At 68.4% G+C, this 19,233-nt stretch carries 19 protein-coding genes; 5 read left to right on the top strand and 14 right to left on the bottom strand.

Going from position 1 to position 19,233, the window contains the following annotated elements:
• Positions 1–60 precede the first annotated feature (60 nt).
• The gene (locus tag ACMATS_RS31620; protein WP_414169815.1) at positions 61–1,020 is read left to right on the top strand and encodes a D-2-hydroxyacid dehydrogenase family protein; all 960 of its coding nucleotides are present in this window, start codon (positions 61–63) and stop codon (positions 1,018–1,020) included.
• A gap of 90 nt (positions 1,021–1,110) precedes the next feature.
• On the opposite strand, the gene ACMATS_RS31615 is transcribed toward ACMATS_RS31620, so the two are convergent.
• Complete coding sequence (locus tag ACMATS_RS31615; protein WP_414169814.1) at positions 1,111–1,647, bottom strand: DUF4878 domain-containing protein; 537 nt, start codon at positions 1,645–1,647, stop codon at positions 1,111–1,113.
• A gap of 196 nt (positions 1,648–1,843) precedes the next feature.
• Positions 1,844–2,854, bottom strand: coding sequence for a hypothetical protein (locus ACMATS_RS31610; protein ID WP_414169813.1), 1,011 nt, complete (start codon positions 2,852–2,854; stop codon positions 1,844–1,846).
• On the opposite strand from ACMATS_RS31610, the gene ACMATS_RS31605 reads away from it, so the two are divergent.
• Entirely contained in the window at positions 2,832–4,250 is a 1,419-nt protein-coding gene (locus ACMATS_RS31605) for a hypothetical protein (RefSeq protein ID WP_414169812.1), read from the top strand. The two genes, ACMATS_RS31610 and ACMATS_RS31605, sit on opposite strands and share 23 nt — an antisense overlap.
• On the top strand, positions 4,132–4,437 hold the full coding sequence (locus ACMATS_RS31600; RefSeq protein ID WP_414169811.1) for an immunity 53 family protein: 306 nt from the start codon (positions 4,132–4,134) through the stop codon (positions 4,435–4,437). The genes ACMATS_RS31605 and ACMATS_RS31600 overlap by 119 nt, the downstream gene beginning before the upstream one ends.
• A 257-nt stretch (positions 4,438–4,694) precedes the next feature.
• On the opposite strand, the gene ACMATS_RS31595 is transcribed toward ACMATS_RS31600, so the two are convergent.
• The 3 genes from ACMATS_RS31595 to ACMATS_RS31585 form a co-directional block, all read right to left on the bottom strand.
• Complete coding sequence (locus ACMATS_RS31595) at positions 4,695–5,762, bottom strand: MerR family transcriptional regulator (RefSeq protein ID WP_414169810.1); 1,068 nt, start codon at positions 5,760–5,762, stop codon at positions 4,695–4,697.
• On the bottom strand, positions 5,756–6,505 hold the full coding sequence (locus tag ACMATS_RS31590) for a HEAT repeat domain-containing protein (protein ID WP_390779164.1): 750 nt from the start codon (positions 6,503–6,505) through the stop codon (positions 5,756–5,758). Before ACMATS_RS31590 ends, ACMATS_RS31595 begins: the two co-directional genes overlap by 7 nt.
• An 85-nt stretch (positions 6,506–6,590) precedes the next feature.
• Positions 6,591–7,649 carry a class I SAM-dependent methyltransferase gene (locus ACMATS_RS31585; RefSeq protein ID WP_390779163.1) on the bottom strand — a complete coding sequence of 353 codons (1,059 nt, stop codon included), beginning with the start codon at positions 7,647–7,649 and terminating at the stop codon, positions 6,591–6,593.
• Between the two features lie 394 nt (positions 7,650–8,043).
• On the opposite strand from ACMATS_RS31585, the gene ACMATS_RS31580 reads away from it, so the two are divergent.
• Positions 8,044–9,012 carry an NAD-dependent epimerase/dehydratase family protein gene (locus ACMATS_RS31580; RefSeq protein WP_414169809.1) on the top strand — a complete coding sequence of 323 codons (969 nt, stop codon included), beginning with the start codon at positions 8,044–8,046 and terminating at the stop codon, positions 9,010–9,012.
• Between the two features lie 5 nt (positions 9,013–9,017).
• Here the strand turns inward: ACMATS_RS31580 and ACMATS_RS31575 are convergent, their stop codons facing one another.
• On the bottom strand, positions 9,018–9,929 hold the full coding sequence (locus ACMATS_RS31575) for an SAM-dependent methyltransferase (RefSeq protein ID WP_390779161.1): 912 nt from the start codon (positions 9,927–9,929) through the stop codon (positions 9,018–9,020).
• A 288-nt stretch (positions 9,930–10,217) separates the two neighbouring features.
• Here ACMATS_RS31575 and ACMATS_RS31570 point away from each other — a divergent pair, with 288 nt between their 5' ends.
• Positions 10,218–11,486 carry an activator-dependent family glycosyltransferase gene (locus ACMATS_RS31570; RefSeq protein ID WP_390779160.1) on the top strand — a complete coding sequence of 423 codons (1,269 nt, stop codon included), beginning with the start codon at positions 10,218–10,220 and terminating at the stop codon, positions 11,484–11,486.
• Positions 11,487–11,548: 62 nt separating this feature from the next.
• Here ACMATS_RS31570 and ACMATS_RS31565 read toward each other — a convergent pair whose 3' ends face one another.
• The 8 genes from ACMATS_RS31565 to fabD all read right to left on the bottom strand — a co-directional run bounded on the left by ACMATS_RS31565 (position 11,549) and on the right by fabD (position 19,205).
• The gene (locus ACMATS_RS31565; RefSeq protein ID WP_390779159.1) at positions 11,549–12,769 is read right to left on the bottom strand and encodes a cytochrome P450 family protein; all 1,221 of its coding nucleotides are present in this window, start codon (positions 12,767–12,769) and stop codon (positions 11,549–11,551) included.
• A 69-nt stretch (positions 12,770–12,838) separates the two neighbouring features.
• A complete protein-coding gene (locus ACMATS_RS31560; RefSeq protein ID WP_390779158.1) occupies positions 12,839–13,798 on the bottom strand; it encodes an acyltransferase domain-containing protein in 960 nt (319 codons plus the stop codon).
• On the bottom strand, positions 13,795–15,039 hold the full coding sequence (locus ACMATS_RS31555) for a beta-ketoacyl synthase N-terminal-like domain-containing protein (RefSeq protein WP_414169808.1): 1,245 nt from the start codon (positions 15,037–15,039) through the stop codon (positions 13,795–13,797). Before ACMATS_RS31555 ends, ACMATS_RS31560 begins: the two co-directional genes overlap by 4 nt.
• A complete protein-coding gene (locus tag ACMATS_RS31550) occupies positions 15,020–15,265 on the bottom strand; it encodes an acyl carrier protein (protein WP_390779156.1) in 246 nt (81 codons plus the stop codon). The genes ACMATS_RS31555 and ACMATS_RS31550 overlap by 20 nt, the downstream gene beginning before the upstream one ends.
• A gap of 4 nt (positions 15,266–15,269) precedes the next feature.
• The gene (locus tag ACMATS_RS31545) at positions 15,270–16,022 is read right to left on the bottom strand and encodes a polyketide synthase (RefSeq protein WP_390779155.1); all 753 of its coding nucleotides are present in this window, start codon (positions 16,020–16,022) and stop codon (positions 15,270–15,272) included.
• Between the two features lie 3 nt (positions 16,023–16,025).
• A complete protein-coding gene (locus ACMATS_RS31540) occupies positions 16,026–16,811 on the bottom strand; it encodes an enoyl-CoA hydratase/isomerase (RefSeq protein WP_414169807.1) in 786 nt (261 codons plus the stop codon).
• Positions 16,799–18,058 carry a hydroxymethylglutaryl-CoA synthase family protein gene (locus tag ACMATS_RS31535; RefSeq protein ID WP_414169806.1) on the bottom strand — a complete coding sequence of 420 codons (1,260 nt, stop codon included), beginning with the start codon at positions 18,056–18,058 and terminating at the stop codon, positions 16,799–16,801. The genes ACMATS_RS31540 and ACMATS_RS31535 overlap by 13 nt, the downstream gene beginning before the upstream one ends.
• Positions 18,059–18,125: 67 nt before the next feature.
• Entirely contained in the window at positions 18,126–19,205 is a 1,080-nt protein-coding gene (fabD, locus tag ACMATS_RS31530; protein WP_390779152.1) for an ACP S-malonyltransferase, read from the bottom strand.
• Between the last annotated feature and the right edge of the window lie 28 nt (positions 19,206–19,233).

The raw sequence follows: 19,233 nt of genomic DNA, 5'->3' as shown, positions 1-19,233 counted from the left end.
GCGCCCTCCCCATGGCTAAGCTCAGCGAGCTCACTGAGCTCACAAAGGAAGAGGACTGACATGCGGCTGCGCTGTGCCGTGCTCGACGACTTCCAGGACACCGCCACCACCGTGGCCGACTGGAGCCCCGTCCAGGACCGAGTGGAGGTCGTCGCATTCACTGATCACTTCGCAACCGAGGACGAACTGGCAGCCGCTCTGGCGGACTTCGATATCGCCGTGACACTGCGCGAACGCATCCCGTTCCCGGCCTCGTTGCTCGACCGGCTGCCCCGGCTGAAGCTGCTCATCGCCTCCGGCATGCGCAACTCGGTCATCGACTACGCAGCCGCCGCCCGAAACGGCATCACCGTGTGCGGCACCCAGAGCACCTCCACCCCGCCGGTGGAGCTGACCTGGGCACTGCTGCTCGGCCTCGCCAGGTCCCTCGTCACCGAGAACAACGCGCTGCGCTCCGGCGGCCCCTGGCAGTCCACCGTCGGCGCCGATCTGCACGGCCGTCGGCTCGGACTGCTCGGCCTCGGCAAGATCGGCAGTCGGGTGGCCCAAGTCGGCCTCGCCTTCGGCATGGAGGTGACGGCCTGGAGCGAGAACCTCACCAAGGAGCGCGCCAACGAGGTGGGCGTCCATCTAGCGGCCTCCAAGGAGGAGTTGCTGGAGACCAGCGACTTCGTCTCGCTCCACCTCGTCCTCAGTGACCGCACCCGGGGCATCATCGGATCCCCCGAGCTGGCACTGCTCAAGCCGAGCGCCTACCTGGTCAACACCTCCCGTGCGGCCCTCGTCGACCAGGACGCGCTGCTGGCCGCCCTGCACGAGGGCCGGATCGCCGGCGCCGGAGTCGACGTCTTCGACATCGAGCCGCTCCCCGTGGACCACCCCGTGCGCAGCACACCCCGCCTGCTGGCCACCCCGCATCTCGGCTATGTTTCGCAGAGCAACTACCGCACGTACTACGGGCAGGCCGTCGAAGACATCGAGGCCTATCTGGCCGACGCCCCGGTCCGCAAGCTCGGCTGACAACTCCTTCCCCCGCCGCGAGGGGCGTCGGCGTACTCCTATGGAACGGGCGGTCAGGACACGTCCCCGCCACTCGCTCTTGCGGCCCGCTCAGTCCTCCAGTACCCGCCAGCGCCCGTCGACCCGCTCCACGATCACCGTGCTCTTCTTCGCGGCACCGCCCCCCGAACTCACCTCGACTCGGGCGGCATTGCCCTCGACTGCGGCCTTCCCCACGTCGATATCGGCGACCCGACCGCGGTCCTTGCGGCTCAGTCGGTCGCCGATCTGGGCGCGCATGGCTCCCGGGCAGCCGCCTTCCGCCCGACCCATGGAGGCGGTCACGCGCGGGTGCAGCAGTCGGCACGCCTCGCCCATGTCGCCGTCGGCGAGCGCGTCGATGTAGGCGATGACCAGTTTGCGAGCTCCCTTCTCGCCCGGCTGAGCTCCGGGGTCCTGGAACCACCACAGGTACGCGCCCCCGGCGACTGCCGACGCGAGCAGTGTGGCCGATGCCACCAGAGTCGACAGCCGGCGTCGGCGTGACGACCACAGCCAGGTGCCCAGGTAGTGCGCGACCTGGGCCAAGCGCTGCCCGATCGCCCCTGTCGTCTGTCCGGCAGGGGAGGATCCCAGCTGATCCGGCACGCTCTTCCACTCCTCTTGGCCTGGCCGTTGAACCCGGCTGCACTCGGCCGGACTCGGCTGAGCCCGGCACGTCTGATAGGTCCGTGAGACGGCCGACCGTGTGCGGCCAGGGTGGCAGGGATCGAGCCCTGCCACCCTCCGTCGTCCTCACCCGGTCACGGACCCGCGCGAGGACTCGACAGCCCTTTGGGCCGGGCTACTTGGCCGCGGGGGCGGTCGGCTTCGTGCCGGACTTGGCCGTCGGGCCGCCGGTGAACAGCGACTCCGGCGCCGACTCCGGCGTGGTGCTGCGCTTCATCCGGGTGTTCGGGGCCGCCATGGCCGCCGACCCGTTGGCCGGGGTGAGCCAGTACATGCGCTCCACGCCCTCGGTGTCGAGGAAGAAGACGCCCCAGCGGCCGTCGGCGAGCTGCACGACCGACGGGTCGGTGGCGGCCTTCCCGGACCAGACCATGGCCCAGTTACCGAAGGAGCCGTCAGGGCGCTGGGCGGAGTAGCGGATGTAGCCCTTGTCGTCGCGGACGAGGACGCCGAGCGCCTTGTCCTTGTTGACGACGGCCACCGGGGAGCCCTCGGTCTTTATGCCCGGGATCACCGTTCCCTCACCGTAGAAGCCATTGAGGGTCTTGCCGCCTGAGGTGCGGGAGGACTCCTTCGCCGCCCAGATCTCCCCGTCCTTGGTGCGGGCGAAGGCCACCATCTTGCCGTCCGCGCCACGGACCGCGGACGGCGTCCCGATCAGGCCAGTGGTGTCGGATACGCCCCACACCCACCAGCCGTCGCGCTTGTCGTCGGCGCGGTTCACACCGAGGCGGCCCTGCTTGTCGATGCCGAGGACGAACGCGCGGTCGCTCTCACCGTCCACCACGGCTGCCTGGCTCGCCCCGGCGAACGTCTGCTTCTCGTAACCCGCCGGGACCGAGGAGTACGCGTCCTGGGTCCGCCACGGGATGAAGTCCTCACTGCTGGCGGTGCGCTGGTTCAGATACCAGAGCTTGCCGTCGCGATCGAAGGCGTCCACCTGGACGACGCCCTTGGAGTTGCGGACGACGGTCGGGGCGGCGACGAAGTTGCCGCCGAGGTCCGTGAGCGGGGACCAGGTCGAGCCCGGCTGCCGCTTGGTCATGTAGATGTGGCCGTCCTTGCCCAGGACGAAGGCCATCGGGGTACCGTCCGCTTGCTCGGTGACGACGGGCTGGTCGACCATATTCTGTGCGCCGGGTACGACGCTGTACACCACGGTGCCGAGGTCGTTGATGTCGCGCTGCGCGCCCTGGATGAGCCAGCCGCGGCCGACCCCGTCCGTGGAAGCGAACCGCTACACGTACGGCAACGCGGATCCGCTGGACTACACGGACCCGACGGGCCACTGGCCCAAGTGGATCAAGAAGGCGGCGAGCAAGGTCTCGTCCGGCGCCAAGTGGGTCGGCAACAAGGTCTCATCCGGCGCGAAATGGGTCGCCAACAAGGCCGTGTCCGGCGCGAAATGGGTCGCCAACAAGGTCGTGTCCGGCGCGAAATGGGTCGCCGACAAGGTCGTGTCCGGCGCCCGATGGCTCGGTAACAAGGTCTCGTCCGGTGCCAGTTATGTGAGGAACCAAGGCGCCAGGATTTACAAGTCCGCGGCACAGATCTACCGCGAGAGCAGGCAGTACATCAGCGACAAGGCGCGCGCCGCGAAGAAGTACATCGCGACGCACAACCCGATTCCGGTGCTGGCCAAGGCACTTCGCCCGGTCTACGCCGGCATGAAGACGGCTGTGCAGATCGCGGTCAATATCCCGGCGGCGATCGTCCAGGAGACCAAGCACTTCGTCCAGGACGTGGCCAAGGTCGCCACCGAGGTCGCGAAGGTCGTGGCCGACGTGAGCGCCCGGATGGTCTCGGCCGTCGACACGGCGATCACAGCGGTGTCCGAGTTCGCTCAGACTGCCGCGCCGTATCTGAAGGCGGGCTTGGAGTTCGCCGCTGAGGTCACCGGCGTCAACGACGCCATCAATTGCGCAACCAAGGGCGACGTCGAGGCGTGCCTGTGGACGGCGGCCACGGTCGCGAGCGTCTTCGTTCCGGGGTCCACGGCGGCCGTGCGCGGGGCGAAGGCCGCGCGGATGGCCGGGAAGGCGGAGCACTTCGTCGAGACTGCGAGCAGGGCGGAGCACCTTGTCGAGAGCGGCAAGGATGTGGAGAAGGCCAAAAAATTCGTCTCTGAAGCCTCCGAAGCCACTACGTGTCCCGTCCCGAACAGCTTCGCCCCGGAAACCCTGGTGGTGATGGCCGACGGCTCCACGAAACCGATCAACGCCATCCAGGTCGGTGAAAAGGTCCTGGCGACCAACCCCACTACAGGCACGACCGAGGCCCGCCCGGTTGAGGACGTCATCGTAGGCAACGGTGAGAAGCACCTCGTGCGCCTCACCGTCGATACCGACGGCGACAAGGGCAATGCCATCGAATACCGGGTCGCGCAGCACGACCGGCAGAACCGTGGGAGATCCCCAGGAGGAATCCGTGACCCCATTGAAGGCGCTCCAAGAGTGGTACGCATCCAACTGCGACGGGGATTGGGAGCATTCGTTTGGAATCCGCATCGAGACATCCGATAACCCCGGATGGATCCTCGTCGTCGATCTCGAGCGAACTTCGCTCTACGGTCGCTTCTGCGACAAGGAGGATTCTTCTGTCGACGGGTCCTGGATTTCAATGAAGAGTGATGGTCGGGAGTTCGTAGCGGCATGCGACCCATGTTCACTCGACAGGGCCGTCGACTCGTTCGTGAAGTTCGCACAGTAGGTCGTTCCTGACATTAGATTGAATCGAGTTGGCCTCGGTCCATCAGCAAGCTCCAACCGCTGATGGACCGAGGCCACTCGGCTTTCTCCCGCCAAATCCCCGACTGCCCAGCGCCTCAGAGCACGCCAAGCCGGAGCGCGGGGCGGACACCTTCGGACTGAGACCTGGATCGGTCGGGGTGTTCAATTCAAGAATCGCCAGATTTGGAAGGGTGGGCGACTGGCGACTTTCCCGAATGGCGAAAACTGTCAGGCCGATCAAGTGGAATCACTTGTGAACGGGTTCCTTACGGAATCCTCGTCGGCTCGGTCCTCGGAGGGCCGGTCTTCGAGGACTCCGGCGAGGGCCGAGGCGGCGAGGGCGACGGCGCGGTCGTCGTCCTGGGTCAGTTGGCGCAGGATGTCCTGCGCGGTGGTTCCCGCGAGCTCGACCAGCGCCTGGGTGAGGCGGATCCGTGTCGCGGAGTCCGCGGTGGGCGCGGCGAGTTCGTCGGCCAGGGCGGTCGTGATCCGGTCCGCGCACCCGGGGTCCTGGGACAGCGTTCCCAGAACCTCCGCCGCGTCCACATCGTTGGAGCCCTCGACCACCATGCCGACGAGCGTGGGCACGGCCGCGGCCACGCCATGCCTGCCCAGAGCCAGAGCGGCGTGCCTGCGCACCGTCGTGTCCGGGTCCCCGAGGGCGTCCGCGAGCACCGCGGTCGCGCCCGGAGCCTCGGGCATCTCGGCGATCGCCAGGACTGCGCGCCGCCGGATGTCGACGTCCTCCGAGTGCGCGCCGGCGTGCAGTGCCGCCACGCCGTCGCCGCCCGATCGGGCGAGCGCCCAGCGCAGGGCGCCTGCGACATGGGGGTCGGATTCGGCGAGGACCGCCCCGGCCAGCAGCTCGGCGGGCAGCGACACGCCCTCCGACCGGGCCAGAACGGCCTGTTGCCGGCGCGCGGCGCTGGTCGAGTTGAATTCCCGCATGAGTTCGACGATGCGCAGGACGTCCTGCCAGCCGGTGGGCGCCGATGCGTCGATCGCACGGAGCCGCTCGAGCAGTTCCTGTTCCCGCGCCAGGCGGTCCTCCGTCCACCGGATGAGGTCGCCGACCAAGGCGGACGGCGTGAAGGCCGGGTCCTCCAGGGCGCGCCCGACCTGCTTGAGCGAGAGCCCGAGGGACCGCAGGCTCTCCACGTGGAAGATCCTGCGGACGTCCTCGGCGGAGTACTCGCGGTAGCCGCCGACGGTGCGGCCCGTCGGCCGCACCAGTCCCAGGGCGTCGTAGTGCCGGAGCATCCGGGTGCTCACCCCGGAGCGGCGGGCCACATCACCGATCAGCAATCCGCGGTCTCCGAAGACTCTGCGGCCCCGGCGGTTTCCGAGGTCTCGGTGTCTGCCGGCGCATCCACGGCAGCAGCCAGTTCCGGGCCGAGGGTGACCATGCGCTTCGCCTCTTCGATGGCCGCGTCGAAACCGGTCTCCGGGTCCTGCCGGAGCAGCTCGGTGGCACGCGCGTGCGCGGCCACCGCCGGGTCGGGATGTTCCGCGGCCTTCTCCAGGGCGGGCTTGATCACGTCGCCGAGGTCGACGAAGGCCCGGCTCAGGCTCAGCTGCATGCTGCGGTCGCCGCGGCCGAGCTGCAGAACCAGTTCGCCGACCAGGTTCTTCTCCTCGTCCTCGGGCACGAGGGAGACCGCGACGCGCCACGCGGTCCGCGCGACCTCGTCGTCGGCGTCGCGCAGCATGTCGCGGGTGATCCAGGCCCACGCGCTCTTGTCGCCGATCTTCGAGAGCGTGTGCAGCGCCTGGCTGCGGGCCTGGGTGCGCTCGGAGTCGAGCTCCTGGCGGATCCGGGGCAGGGTGATCTCCGGCGAGAGGCGGGTCAGCGCCCAGGACAGCATGTCTCGTACGAAGAAGTCCGGCTCGACCGCGCATCGCTCGACGAGCGGCTCCAGGAACACGGGATCCGGGTTCGAGCCGACCGCCAGGGCCGCCTGAAGCCGGACCGACGAATCCTCGGCGCCCAGGGCCTTGGCCACGCGGGTGTTCTGCGGGGTCACGTTGGTCGTGTTGATCGGGACCACCTCCTGCGTCCAAGTGGAAACCCTGACATCGTGTCAAGGTCAAATCCGTGGCCGGCGAATCGGGAAATCCTGGTCACGGAGTCGGTCAGGACGTCCGGCGCGCGAGCACCCGGTAAGTGTTGGACAGGCCGCGGCCGCCCCCGACCGACGCGGAGACCCGGTCCACCAGATAGGCCAGCGCGAGCACCGGGACGCTCGCGTTGAAAGCGACCTTGCGCAGCAGCGCACGGGCGCGTGACGGAGGGGCCGGTCGCCACGCCAGGTCCTCTCCGCCGATCAGCCCCGCGTTGATCGCCAGGACCGCGGCGCTGACGAGGTCCTGCCCGTTGTGCGGCTCGGCCCGCTGTTCGGAGACGACGGTCAGTCCCAGAGCGTTCAGCTCGGCGCGCAGGTTCGCGATCGGGATCATGTGCAGGTGCTGGGGCTGCAGCCAGGAGATCCACCACTTGCCGAGGAGCCGGGCCCAGGCGCACTCCGGGTCGGGCAGTTCGATGGCCAGGTGCCCGCCCACCGGCAGGGCCGCCGCCGCTGCGGCCATCTCCGCCTTGGGGTCCGCGGTGTGCTCCAGGTAGTGGTACATGCTGATCACGTCGTACTCGCCGGCGAACCCGGGTGCGAGGTCGACGAAGCTTCCCTGGTAGGCCTTGCGGACCCGCCCCTTCTGCTGGGCTATCAGCACTCCGTCGGTCCGGTCGAGCCCGTCGAACTCGGTGTCCGGCAGCACCCTCTTCGCGTCGGCCAGGAAGTGCCCGTGCCCCGTGCCGACATCGAGCCATTGCTTCGGCTTGCCTTGCGCGGCGACCATGCGGGTGCGCCCGTCGTGTCCGGCGCTCTTGGTCCCGAAGATCTTGTTCATGTTCTCTTCGCCGAGACCGTCGTAGAAGTCCCGGTAGTAGAACTCGAGTCCGTCGTCGTTCAGCCGGGGGTTCTGGAAGACGTGCCCGCAGTCCTTGCAGGATTCCAGGACGAAGACGCCCGGCTTGTGCTGCATCACATCCGTCGTCCGCAGCAGGACACCGAGTTGCTTGGAGTCGCACCACGGGCAGGATTCCCTGCGCTCGTCGAAGAACCTGCCGGTCCCGGCGGCGAGGTCTGACAGGTAGGCCGGTCGGCGCTCGGCGACCGCATCGCTTCTCGTGGTCATGCGCGCGATGCTAGTCGTTCGCGGTCCAACTCGGCTCGATCTTGGCCGAATTTGCACGGTGATCGACACGTCGAAGGCCGCTCGACGTCTATTCCCGGCCGACACCGCCCCTACTGTTACTGCTGATTGTGGAGGTGTAGTAGTGAAACCAGGCGGCTGATACGGTGCGTTGACGGTGATCACGGCCACCGGCGGGCAGGACCTCGGATCCTGTTGCGCCGCATCGGCGAAGGGCACAACGCGCGACCGCACCGTCCATGACCAGAGTTGTCGGTTTCCAGCGCCATCCGTTCGGTCTCACGATCCGGAAGTCTCCGAAGTCTCCGAGCGCGCGGACGACCTGGTTCCCGTTTCCCGACCGGTGGCAGGTGCCGGTTCTTCACTTGGGGGAAAGATGCCCGCAGCACTCTTGCCATATGACGGTCTTCACCGGCCCGAGCCCGTCGTGGCCGTCGTCGGCGCAGGAGGCTTCCTCGGCAGAAGCGTCATGCGAACGCTGTCCGGAGCCGGAGTCGAGACACTCGGGTTCACCAGCGCGGCACCGGCTGTCGACGGTATGCGGCTCGACCCCGCGCTCCGCCACTGCGACGTGGTCTTCTATCTGGCGACCCGGATCAGCCCGGCCATCGCCCAACGCGAACCGGAGCGCGCCGCACAGGAGGTCGCCGGCTTCCGGACCTTCCTCGACGCGCTCCGCGAGAACCCGCGACGACCGGTCGTGGCGCTCGCGGCATCGGGCGGCACCGTGTACGACCCGCGGTGCGAGCCGCCGTACGACGAGCAGTCACCCGTGGGTCCGAGCAACGTCTACGGCAGGGCCAAACTGGAGCAGGAGGAGGCGCTGGCCCGCGCCTCCGACTGGCTCGCTCCCGTGGTGCTGCGGCTGTCCAACGTGTACGGCCCTGGACAGCGCACCACTGCGGGGTACGGAGTGATCGGGCACTGGATGCAGGCCCTGCTGACGGGCGAGCAGCTCCGCATCCTCGGACACGGCGGGTCGAGCAGGGACTACGTGCACATCGACGACGTGGCGAACTCGATGCTCGCCGTGCTGGGCAGGGCTCCCGCGCTGCGTGCGACGGACCGGCCGACCGTACTGAACATCGGCGCCGGGGCACCGACCTCGCTGAACGACCTGCACAAGTGCCTGGAGGCCACGGTGGGCCGGCCGGTTCCCGTGGAACGCGAACCGGCCCGCCCGTTCGACCGCAGGGACGTGTGGCTGGACATCCGGCGTGCGGCGGAAGTGCTCGGCTGGCGGCCGGAGATCGGCCTCGCCGAAGGGATCGCCGACACCTGGAGGTACCACCTCAGCACGGAGCGGAAGCCCGCCCGTTCGGCGCACCGGCCGGACGGCTGGTAGCCGCCTCAGCCGTGCGAGGGGCGGCGCAGCACCGCGATGATCACCCCGACCGCCGGGTCGTCCTCGATCAGCCAGTGCAGCCGCTTCTCGCCGGGGCCCGCCTGCAGGATCTTCCTGATCTCCGGCGGAACCTCGTTGTGCTTGGCGTACTCGTAGACCGCCCCGTAGAACCGGTGTGCGGTGTACTTGGTGTTCTGGCTGATGTCGGTGACCTCGACGACCTCCAGGCCCGCGGCGGAGGCGAACGACGTGTAGTCCGCCGCCCGGACCAGCGGAGCCGTGTGCCAGGACTCGATGACCTTGGCCAGCGCCGCCTTCTGCACCTTGTCGACCATGCTGCTCTGGATCCTCTTCAGCAGCGAGGGGTTGGGCAGTTCGGCGGCGGCAGCGGGGGTCCGCTCGACGAAGTCGGTGAGCGCCACCGAACCTCCGGGTCGCAGCACCCGTGCGATCTGCTGGAGCACCTGGACGCGGTCCGGCATGTGCACGATGGACTCGAGCGCGAGGACGTGGTCGAAGGAGTCGTCGTCGAAGGGCATCTTCAGAGCGTCGGCGTGCTGGAAACGCGCCCGGTCCGCGCATCCCTCCTGCTGCGCACGGGCGTTGGCCAGTTCCACGTCGCGCGCGCTGATCGAGATCCCGACCAGTTCCGCACCGGTCCTGGTGGCCAGTCGCACGCCCGGTGTGCCGACACCGCAGCCGACGTCGAGCACCCGGTCGTCCGGGCCGGGCCCCAACTTGTCGATCAGGATGTCGGACAGCCGGTCGGACGCCTGCTCGAACGTGCTGTCGTCCTCGGGGCCGTTCCAGTAGCCGTAGTGCATGCTGCCGCCCTGGAAGCGGGCGATCAGGTCGTTGGCCGCATCGTAGAACGCACCCACTTCCTCGGGCTTGGGAAGCGATATACCAGTGCTCATCTGAACCCCTCAGTAGACACGGCTTCACCTGCCGAAACGCGTCGAACGTTACCAGCGGGGCGGCCTGTTGGGCAGCGTTTCAAGATCTTGAACACCGCGCGGGCCGGGAGAGGAAGGGCACTCCCGTGATCTTTCCCTGTTCGGAGCCATCACGCGTAGGGTGTGGCCAACGAGTCTGGGGGAGATCTCGTCACACCACCGGGGTGCCGGAGCCCGAGCGCCGGACACGGGTCCCACCAGGCCGCGTAACGCTTGCTTCCGCCGAACCGACCCGAGGAAGTCCCCATCATGCGCGTGCTGTTCACCGTCAATCCTGAGAAGAACATATTCATGTACCTCGTGCCGATGGCATGGGCGCTGCGCACGGCCGGCCACGAGGTGCTCGTCGCCAGCCAACCGCGCTTCGCCCCCACCATCACCCAGGCGGGGCTCACCGCCGTGCCCGTCGGGAACGACTTCGACAAGTGGCAGTTCGGCCGCCAGTATCCGGAGCTGCTGGAGTCGATCCGCCCCGGGCTGACCCCGCCGTGGGACGTGGCGGAGGACCCGGAGGGCACGACCTGGGAGCGCATCTCGCAGAGCCACAAGGCCGCGGTGGAGGGCGCACACGGCGGGGAGACCTCCGCGGTGATCGACGACCTGGTGGCGTTCGCCCGCCACTGGAAGCCGGACCTGGTGGTGTGGGACTCCTTCAGCTACATCGGCTCGATCACGGCGAAGGCGTGCGGTGCGGCGCACGCGCGAGTGGTCTTCGGCGCCGACGTGTTCGGCGCGACCCGCGACATCTACCGGCGGTTGATGGCGCAGCAGCCCGTGTCGGAGCAGGAGGACCCGCTGGCCGACTGGCTGGCCGGTCAGGCGCGGGCGTTCGGCGCCGAGTTCAGCGAGGACATGACGACCGGACATGTGACGGTTGATCAGTTCCCGCGCAGCCTGCAGCTCGACACCAGCCTGGAGGTCCTGCAGACGCAGTTCATCGGATACGGCGGCCCTGCCGTCGTGCCCGACTGGCTGAAGACCGCTCCGGAGCGTCCGCGGGTCGGCATGACCCTGGGGCTGACCGCGACCGAGGTCTTCAACGGCTACAACATCCCGCTCACCGACATCCTGGACTCGCTGGCCGAGTTGGACATCGAGCTGGTCGCGACCATCGCCGAGAGCGAGCAGCAGAAACTGGGGAAGGTCCCGGACAACATCCGCCTCGTCCCCTTCGTGCCGTGGCACGCCATCGTTCCCACGTGCTCCGCGGTCATCCACCACGCGGGTGCCGCGACCCTCGCGACCACCGCGCGCCACCCGGTGCCGCAGCTGTCCCTGCACTACCACTTCGACCAGCCGATCCTGGCCCGGAAGCTGGCCGAGCAGGGTGCCGGGCTGGAGATCCACACCACGCAGGCCACCGGGCAGAACATCAAGGAGAGCGTCGACCGCCTGCTCACCGAGCCCCGGTTCGCCGAGCGCGCGACCGCGCTGCGCGACGAGATCCTGGCCGCCCCCTCGCTCAACGACCTGGTTCCCCAGCTCGAAGAGGTCGCGGCCAAGCACCGCGCCGGCTGATCGCTACGGGGCCGCCGGGGCCGCGCTGGAGCGCGGCGCCGGCGGCCCCTGTCGTGCCCGGGCTACTCCACGCTGACGCGCACCGGCAGTGCCTGCAGCGCCCGCAGCACCGTACCGGGCTTCCAGCGCACGTCCCCCTCGTCGACGTCCAGTTGGATGTCGGGGAACCGGTCGAGCAGACGGCCGAACGCGATCTCGGCCTCCAACCGGGCCAGCGGGGCACCCACGCAGTAGTGGATGCCGTGCCCGAACGCCAGGTGGCCGCCGGTCTCCCGGGTGATGTCCAGCTTGTCCCCGCCGGGGAACTGGTCCTCGTCGCGGTTGGCCGATGCGATGGCGACCACCACGAGCTGGTTCTCCGGTATGACGACTCCGCCCAGCTCGACCGGTTCGGTGGTGAACCGCAGCGAAGCGGTGTTGACCGGGCCCTCGTAGCGCAGGAACTCCTCGATGGCGCCGGGCAGCAGCGAGCGGTCGGCGCGCAGCGCGGCGAGCTGGTCCGGGTGGCGCAGCAGCGCGAACACGCCGTTGCCGATGAGGTTCACCGTCGTCTCGTGGCCCGCGACCAGCAGAAGGAACGCCATCGAGACCAGTTCCTGGGCGCTGAGCTTGTCGTCCCCGTCGCTTGCGTGCACCAGGTCGGTGAGCAGGTCGTCGGAGGGGTTGGCGCGCTTGCTCGCGACCAGCTCGTCGAGGTACCCGAGCAGGGCGGGCGCGGCTTCGGCGAGCCGCTCCGGGTCGCCGGAGAGCTGCGCGGCGACCCATCCGCGGAACCGGTCCTGGTCGAGCAGCGGGACGCCGAGGAGCTCGCAGATCACCGCGATCGGCAGCGGGGCGGCGAAGGCGCTCATCAGGTCCACCCGGCCTGCCCGCTCCATCGCGTCGAGCAGGTCCGTCGTGACCTCCTCGATCCGGGGGCGGAGCCGTTCCACGGCCCGCGGGGTGAACACCTTGTTGACCAGCTTGCGCAGGCGGGTGTGGACCGGCGGGTCGGAGTTGAGCATGTGCGCCGACAGCTCGGTTGCGAACATCAGCCGCATTTCCTCGCTGTCGGTGTTCTGCTCGATCACCTTCTGTCCGACCTCGACGTTCTTGGACAGCTTGGTGCTGCTCAAGGCGGGACGGGCGTCCTCGTGGCGGGTCACCATCCACACGCCCAGCCCACCCGGCGCGGTCACCTTGCTGACCGGGGCCTCCGCCCGCAGGGCGCTGTACAGCAGGTGCGGATTCTGCTCGAACGCCGCCTGTTCGGCCTCGCTCGGCATCGGGCTGCCGTCACTCATCGGCACAACTCCTCGATCGTCCTCTGTCGACATCGGAAAACCATGCCGAACGGGTGGTGTGGGGGGGCGTCACAGCGCTGCCATGAACGCCTGGAAGTCGTTCATCGACTTCACGTCGTTGCCGAAGCGGTTGACGGCGCTCACGTGGCGGGAGCCGTCGCCCGGTCCGGCGATGTACTTCACGAAGGTGGCCAGCGTGGCGCTGGGGCCGAGGTCGACGAACGTGGCGCCGTCGGCGACGCTCGCCTTCTCGATGGTGCGGGAGAACTCGACGGGCTGTCGCACGGCCGCCCAGATGCCGTCGGCGGACACCTCGTCGACCCTGTCGGCCGTGGCGGACGAGATGATCGGAATCTGCGGCGGCGCGAAGCTCAGGGAGTCCATGAGGCGCCGTGCCTGTTCCTCGACGGGATCGATCAGCCCGGTGTGCACGCCGTAGTCGACGGGCAGCCGCTGGCACAGGACGGACATCGAGTTCAGCGCGTGCTCGAGCGCGTCGATGTCGGCGGCACGCCCGCTCACGACGAAGTTCCCGTCGAAGTTACGTCCCGTCACCCAGCAGCCCGCGAACAGGGTCTCGTGCGTCCGCAGGAGGTCCGGCGAGCCGAAGACCGACAGCATGCCGCAGCGCGGGGTCCGTTGCTCCAACAGGCGCGCGAACTCCACCGCGAAGCCGATGCCGTCCTCCAGGGGCAGTGCCTCCGCGACCACGGCCGCGGTGATCTCCCCCAGGCTGTAGCCGAGGAGGACGTCGCACTGGTGGCCGAGTTCCTGGACGACTCGCGTCAGGCTGTATTCGACGCAGATCAGCGCCGCGCTGGAATCCGGCAGGGAGTCGAACGGGGCGCTCTTGTCCCGCCGGGGATCGAAGACCGTGTCCAGCAGCGATTTCCCGATGAGGGGCGAGGCGATCTCGTCGCAGTGCTCCAGCCAGACCCGGTAGCGCGCGTTGCTCTCGTACAGCTCGCGCGTCATGTGGAAGTACTGGGACCCCTGTCCCGAGTACATGAAGACAACGGGCCTGGTCATCGCCACTTCCGCAGGCAGATCGCCGAACTCAGGCCGCCGAACCCCATGCTGAGGCTGATGGCGGTCTCGAACGCGTACGGCAGCGACTCCTGCCGCACCCACCCGAACGAGGGGTTCACCGGGTCGACCAGGTTGCGGGTGGGGTGCAGCCGTTGCTCCCGCATCTGCAGCAGCGTCGCCACGACTTCCACCGCGCCCGCCGCGGTCAGGCCGTGCCCGGTGATCGACTTGGTGGCGTTGATCCGCGCGTTGCCCAGGCCGCACTCGGCGAGGGCGCGGAGTTCGGTGTCGTCACCGATCACCGAGCCGGTCCCGTGCGGGTTGACGTACTCGATGTCGCCCGCCGACAAGCCGGCCTGCGCCAGCGCTCCCTCGATGACGCTGATCTCCCCCGCCAGCGAGGGATCGGGGTTCCGGTTGCCGTCCACCGCGGTGGCCGTGCCGATCACCCGGGCGTACGGCTCGGGATGGCGACGGGCGCCCTCCCGCTCCACGACGACCGCGCCGCAGGCCTCGCCGAAGACGAACCCGTCCCGCTGCCGGTCGAACGGCCTGCACGCCGAGCCGGGGTCGTCGGCGAAGTGGTCGGACCCCATGGCGCCCATGGACCGGAACGCCAGGAACTCCCAGTACGAGAGGTCCATCAGCGCCCCCAGGGCGATGCACACGTCGACCTGGCCCGACCGCACGGCCTGCACGGCCTGCAGGACGGCGAGCTGTCCGCTGGCCGAGGCGCCGCCCAGCGTGTGGGCGAAGCCCCGGACGGGGAACAGCTCGGTGCACAGCCCGCACAGGTCGCTGTCCATGAACGTCAGGCCGTACGTGGGGCGTACGAACTCCGGATGGTCGGCGTGCCGGGCGTGCGCCTGCGTCAACTCCCGCTGCTGGACGTTGGACCCGCCGACTACCAGACCGATGCGGTGCGGGTCGGCGTCGTCGAGAACCGCCTCGTGCCATGCCTCGGAGAGCGTCGCCAGGGCGACGCGGGCGGACAGGGACGCGGTGCGCAGCACCCGGGCGGGGATCGTCCCGGGTACCGCCAGCTCCGCGATCTCGGCGCCCAGGAAGGATGTCGCCGGCTCGTCGCCCGGCAGCGATCTGCCGGGCCTGCGCATCGGGGCGAAGGCGTGGCGGCCTGCGAAGAGCGCGGCGGTGAAGTCCTCCTTGCCCTGGCCCACCGCGGTGGTGACCCCGAGGCCGGTGATCACCACATCGCGCCGGTCAGGAAGCGGACTTGTCATGGATGAGCTTCGCCAGTTCACCTACGTTGTTCGCGCCCGCCAGCTCGACCAGCGGGATGGTCACCGACAGCGCCTCCAGCGTCATCATGATGATCTCCGCCCGGTCCATGGAGTTGGCCCCCAGCCCCCGCAGCGAGTCGGTGGCGGCGAAGGTGTGGCCGTCGAGTTCGGGCATGACCTCGCACGTGTGCTTCACGACCAGGTCGAACACTTCTTGAATCGTCATGTCGTCAACCGCCTAGATACCGGGCTTGGATGAGGTCGCGAACCTCGGGCTGGTGAAAGGTCTTGTCGTGCATCGCCACCTCTCGCTCGATGTACGAGGGGAGTTCGGCCCGCAGGTCCGACACGAGGTGGTCCTTGAGAGTGATGAGGGAGACCCGCGGCTTCTCGGCGAGGTTCTCCGCCAGCTCCAGCGCATAGGGCAGGACCTCGGCGCGCCGCAGGACGGGGAAGGGGACCCCCCGTTCCTTCAGGTCGCGCCCGTAGAAGGTCCTCGCGGACAGCAGCATCTCCTGCCCCAGGCTGAAGCCGAGCTTCTTGGGCAGGATCAGCGTCGCGCCCATGCCGGGAGTGAATCCGTACTGCATGAAGTTCGTCGTGTAGACGCTCTCCTGGCTGAGGACGACGAAGTCGGCGAAGAGCCCCATGGCGAACCCGCCGCCGATGCCGTGCCCCTGCATCGCGGAGATGACCGGGACGGGGCAGTCCAGGGCCAGCCCGTAGATGTTGGAGTCGGTGAAGCTGATCTGCCGGTCCTGGATCTGCAGCAGGCTTTCCTTGGTGCCGCCGCTGGCGAAGTAGTTGTCGTAGCCCGTGAGGACCACGGCCTTGCACCGCGTGTCGGCCGCCACCCGCTCGAACGCCTCGCTCAGGCCGTTGATGAGCCGGCCGGAGAAGGTGTTCTTGTGTTCCCTGTCCTGCATGGTGATCTGCACCACGCAGTCCCCGAACTTGGTGTAGCCCACCGGATCGTTCTGCATGCGCTACTCCTCCTCCCAGGGGAACTGCCCCGTCCGCACGTAACGCGAGATCTTGGCCAGGTTCTCCGGGTCGGAGAAGACCTCGCGGTTCGCCTCGACCGCCTTCTCGCGGGACGCGACGAGCGTGTCGTCGAGCGCTCCGAGGTATTTCTTGTAGCGCGCGACGCCGGTCTTCGGCAGGTAGCGCAGCCTCAGCAGGTGCTTGCGGAGCAGATTGGCACTGTTGACCTCGCAGGCGTCCGCCAGCTGCCAGTCCAGTGCCTGCCTGGCGGTGACCGGCTGGGTCATCAGCGTCAGGTAGTTGGCCTTCGCGACGCCGACCTTCCTGATGAGGAAGGGCATCACGCACGCGGGCATCAGGCCGAACAGCAGCTCCGACAGGCTGAAGACCGCCTTCTCCTCGCACAGGACGACGTCGCACGCGGCCACGAAGCCCACTCCCCCGGCGTTGACCCTGCCGCGCACGTGCGCGACGGAGACGAACGAGCCCAGGGCGATCGACAGCCAGAGGTCGTACAGCGCCTCGGCGTGCGTCCGTTCATAGCCGTCGCCCTGGGGCGCCGAGCTGATCTCCTGGAAGTCGGCACCCGTGCAGAAGACCTCGGGCAGGCCCTCGAGCACGAGCACCTTCGCGTGCTGCTCGCAGAACTCGACGACCCTCGCGCACTCCTCGACCAGACGGCTGCTGATCCGGTTCTCGGCGTCGGGCCGGTTGATCCGCAGGAAACAGATCTCGTTGTCGAACCGGACCTCGACGGTCCGGTACTCGACGCCGTTCAGGAGACCCACTCGTACTCCCGGTGGAACTCGTTTATCCGCTTCAGGAAAAGCCGCTCGCGGCCGAGCGCGGACCTGGCCTCGGGGACGGTGGAGCCTGCGAGTTCGACGTTGCGCGTACCGAACCGGACCGCGTCGTTGTTCTTGAGCAGCAGGTCGTACTGCGCCATGTCCAGCTCGTACCGGTCGTCGAGTGACGCCGCGATGCCCATCCGGCGCAGTTGTGCCTGGCTCTCCGGCCGCACGACGCCGCTGAAGAACTCCGAGCAGCACCCGGAGCCGTAGGAGAAGCACCCCACGCGCTGGGCGCCGCCGGACAGGTCCGCGTTGTCGATGGTGCTGGCCAGCGCCAGCATCGTGGTGGCCCCCATGACGTTGCCGACCCGTCGGCAGTACGTCAGCCCCGGCCCCATGCGGCGCGTGAAGTCCTCCTCGATGGCCGCCGGGCGCGCCTTGTTCATCTTCCGCATCAGGTTGCGGTGCGCGCCCTTGACCATCCCGCCGAAGGGCGTGTGGAACGCCAGGTACCCGAAGGTGTCGACGAAGTCCACGTCGCCCACGCGCCGCTGGTACTCCAGGAAGGCGTTCTCGCAGCAGTCGAGGTAGGACAGCAGCGACAGCTCGGCGTTGCCCGCCTCGCTGTCGGGCAGCGGCCTGCAGGTGTCCATCACCTCGTGGCCGTAGTAGCCGCTCGCGCCGACATCGATCTGGAAGACCTTCGGGTTCTCGCCGACGAGCATGGCGACCGCGCCGGCCCCTCCGCTGGGCTCGGCGAAGGACCAGTCCTCGGACAGGGCGTCGCCCCCTTCGGCCACCATGAACCGCGTGAGGTCCGTGGCGATCACCAGCGCCTTGGCGCCCGGCGACGTCTGCGACAGCACGAAGTTCACCGCGGTCTGCAGGGCGGCCACGCCCGAGTAGCACGCGACCTTGATCTCCATGAGGCGGCAGTTGCGCCCCAGCCCGAGCAGGCTGTGGAAGTACGTGCTCATCGACTTGCCGAAGTCGAAGGCCGACTCCGTCGCGGTGATCACCAACTCGATCCGGTCGCGCTCCTCCTCGCTGAGCGCGTCGATGATCGGCTTCGCGGCGTTGACCCCGAACGTCACCGGATCCTCGTTCGGCAGCGCGACGGTCTTCTCCTTCATCAGGAGGTTCTCGAACCGGGCGGTGTCGAGTCCGCGGTGGACCGCCAGCTTGCCGACGTCCACGTAGCTCGTACCCGCGAAGACGTTCATCGCCTCAATGCCCACAGGCATCATGAGATTCCTCCCCCTGGCTGACGGCGGCACGGACGCCTCGCGCCAACCCTCCCTGCCCGCCACACTAGTTGACCGACTCGATCTCAGTAAGATCAAAGTAGCCCTGATATCCGATCATGTACACCGCCGCCCGGTGCCCGAACAGCACCGTTGCCGGAGTTGCGGTCTCCAGGTCCTGGTATTCGCCGACCTTGGACCGGACACGGGTGCCGACCGGGTGGCGATCGTTCCACTGCCGCACCAGCTCCTGTGCGGACAGGAGCGGCTGCGCCACGGCGGGCTGTGGCCGCTGCGGTTGCGGCGACTCCCGGCGGATCTTGTTGATCAGCTTGGTCAGGACGTTGCCGTGCCCCAGCTCCGTGAACTCCATCTCACCGAGCCCGAGAAGATACTCCACACTGGACGACCAGCGCACCGCACTGGTCAGTTGCTCGGCCAGAAGTTCCTTGGCCCGGTGGTCCTCGTAGGGGCGGGCGGTCACGTTCGAGATGACCGGGACCTTCTGCGGGGAGAAGTCCACGGTCTCCAGGAAACGTGCGAACTCCCGGCGCGCCGGCTCCATGTACCGGGAGTGGAAGGCGCCACTGGTGTTCAGCGGGGCGAACAGGTGAGTTCCGGACTGGAAGAGCGGCCGGGCGGCCTTGATGTCCTCCGGCGGTCCCGATATCACGATCTGTGACGCGGAGTTGAAGTTCGCCAGGTCGATCGACGTGAGGCCGTTGTCGTCGAGGATGGTCCGGATCTCCTCGGCCGACGCGTTGAGCACGGCCGCCATCGCGCCCTCCTGCGCCCGGGCCATCAGCTCGCCCCGCTTGCGCACCAGCCGCAGTCCGGTCTCGAAGCTGAAGCATTCGGCCGCCAACAGGGCGTTGAACTCGCCGAGGCTGTGCCCGGCGAGGAAGTCCGGCGCCGGCTCCGATTCCTGCAACTTCTTGTAGTACGACAGCGCGTTGACGACGTAGAGGGCGGGCTGGGTGAATTCCGTCCGGTTCAGCCTGTTGTCCGGGTCCTCCAGGCACAGTTCCTTGACGGAGTAGCCCAGGATCGAATCGGCCGCCCGGGTGAGCGACGCGAACTCGTCGAACAGGGAGCCTCCCATCGTCTTCTTCTGTGATCCCTGACCGGGGAATACGTACGTCTTCACGACAAGCCCTCTCTGTTCTTGCCACCAT

This window comes from Streptoverticillium reticulum (assembly GCF_047456005.1).
GTDB classification, from domain to species: domain Bacteria; phylum Actinomycetota; class Actinomycetes; order Streptomycetales; family Streptomycetaceae; genus Streptomyces; species Streptomyces reticulum.
Note: the sequence above shows the minus strand (reverse complement) of the source record. Positions and strands in the feature narration are given on the sequence as shown.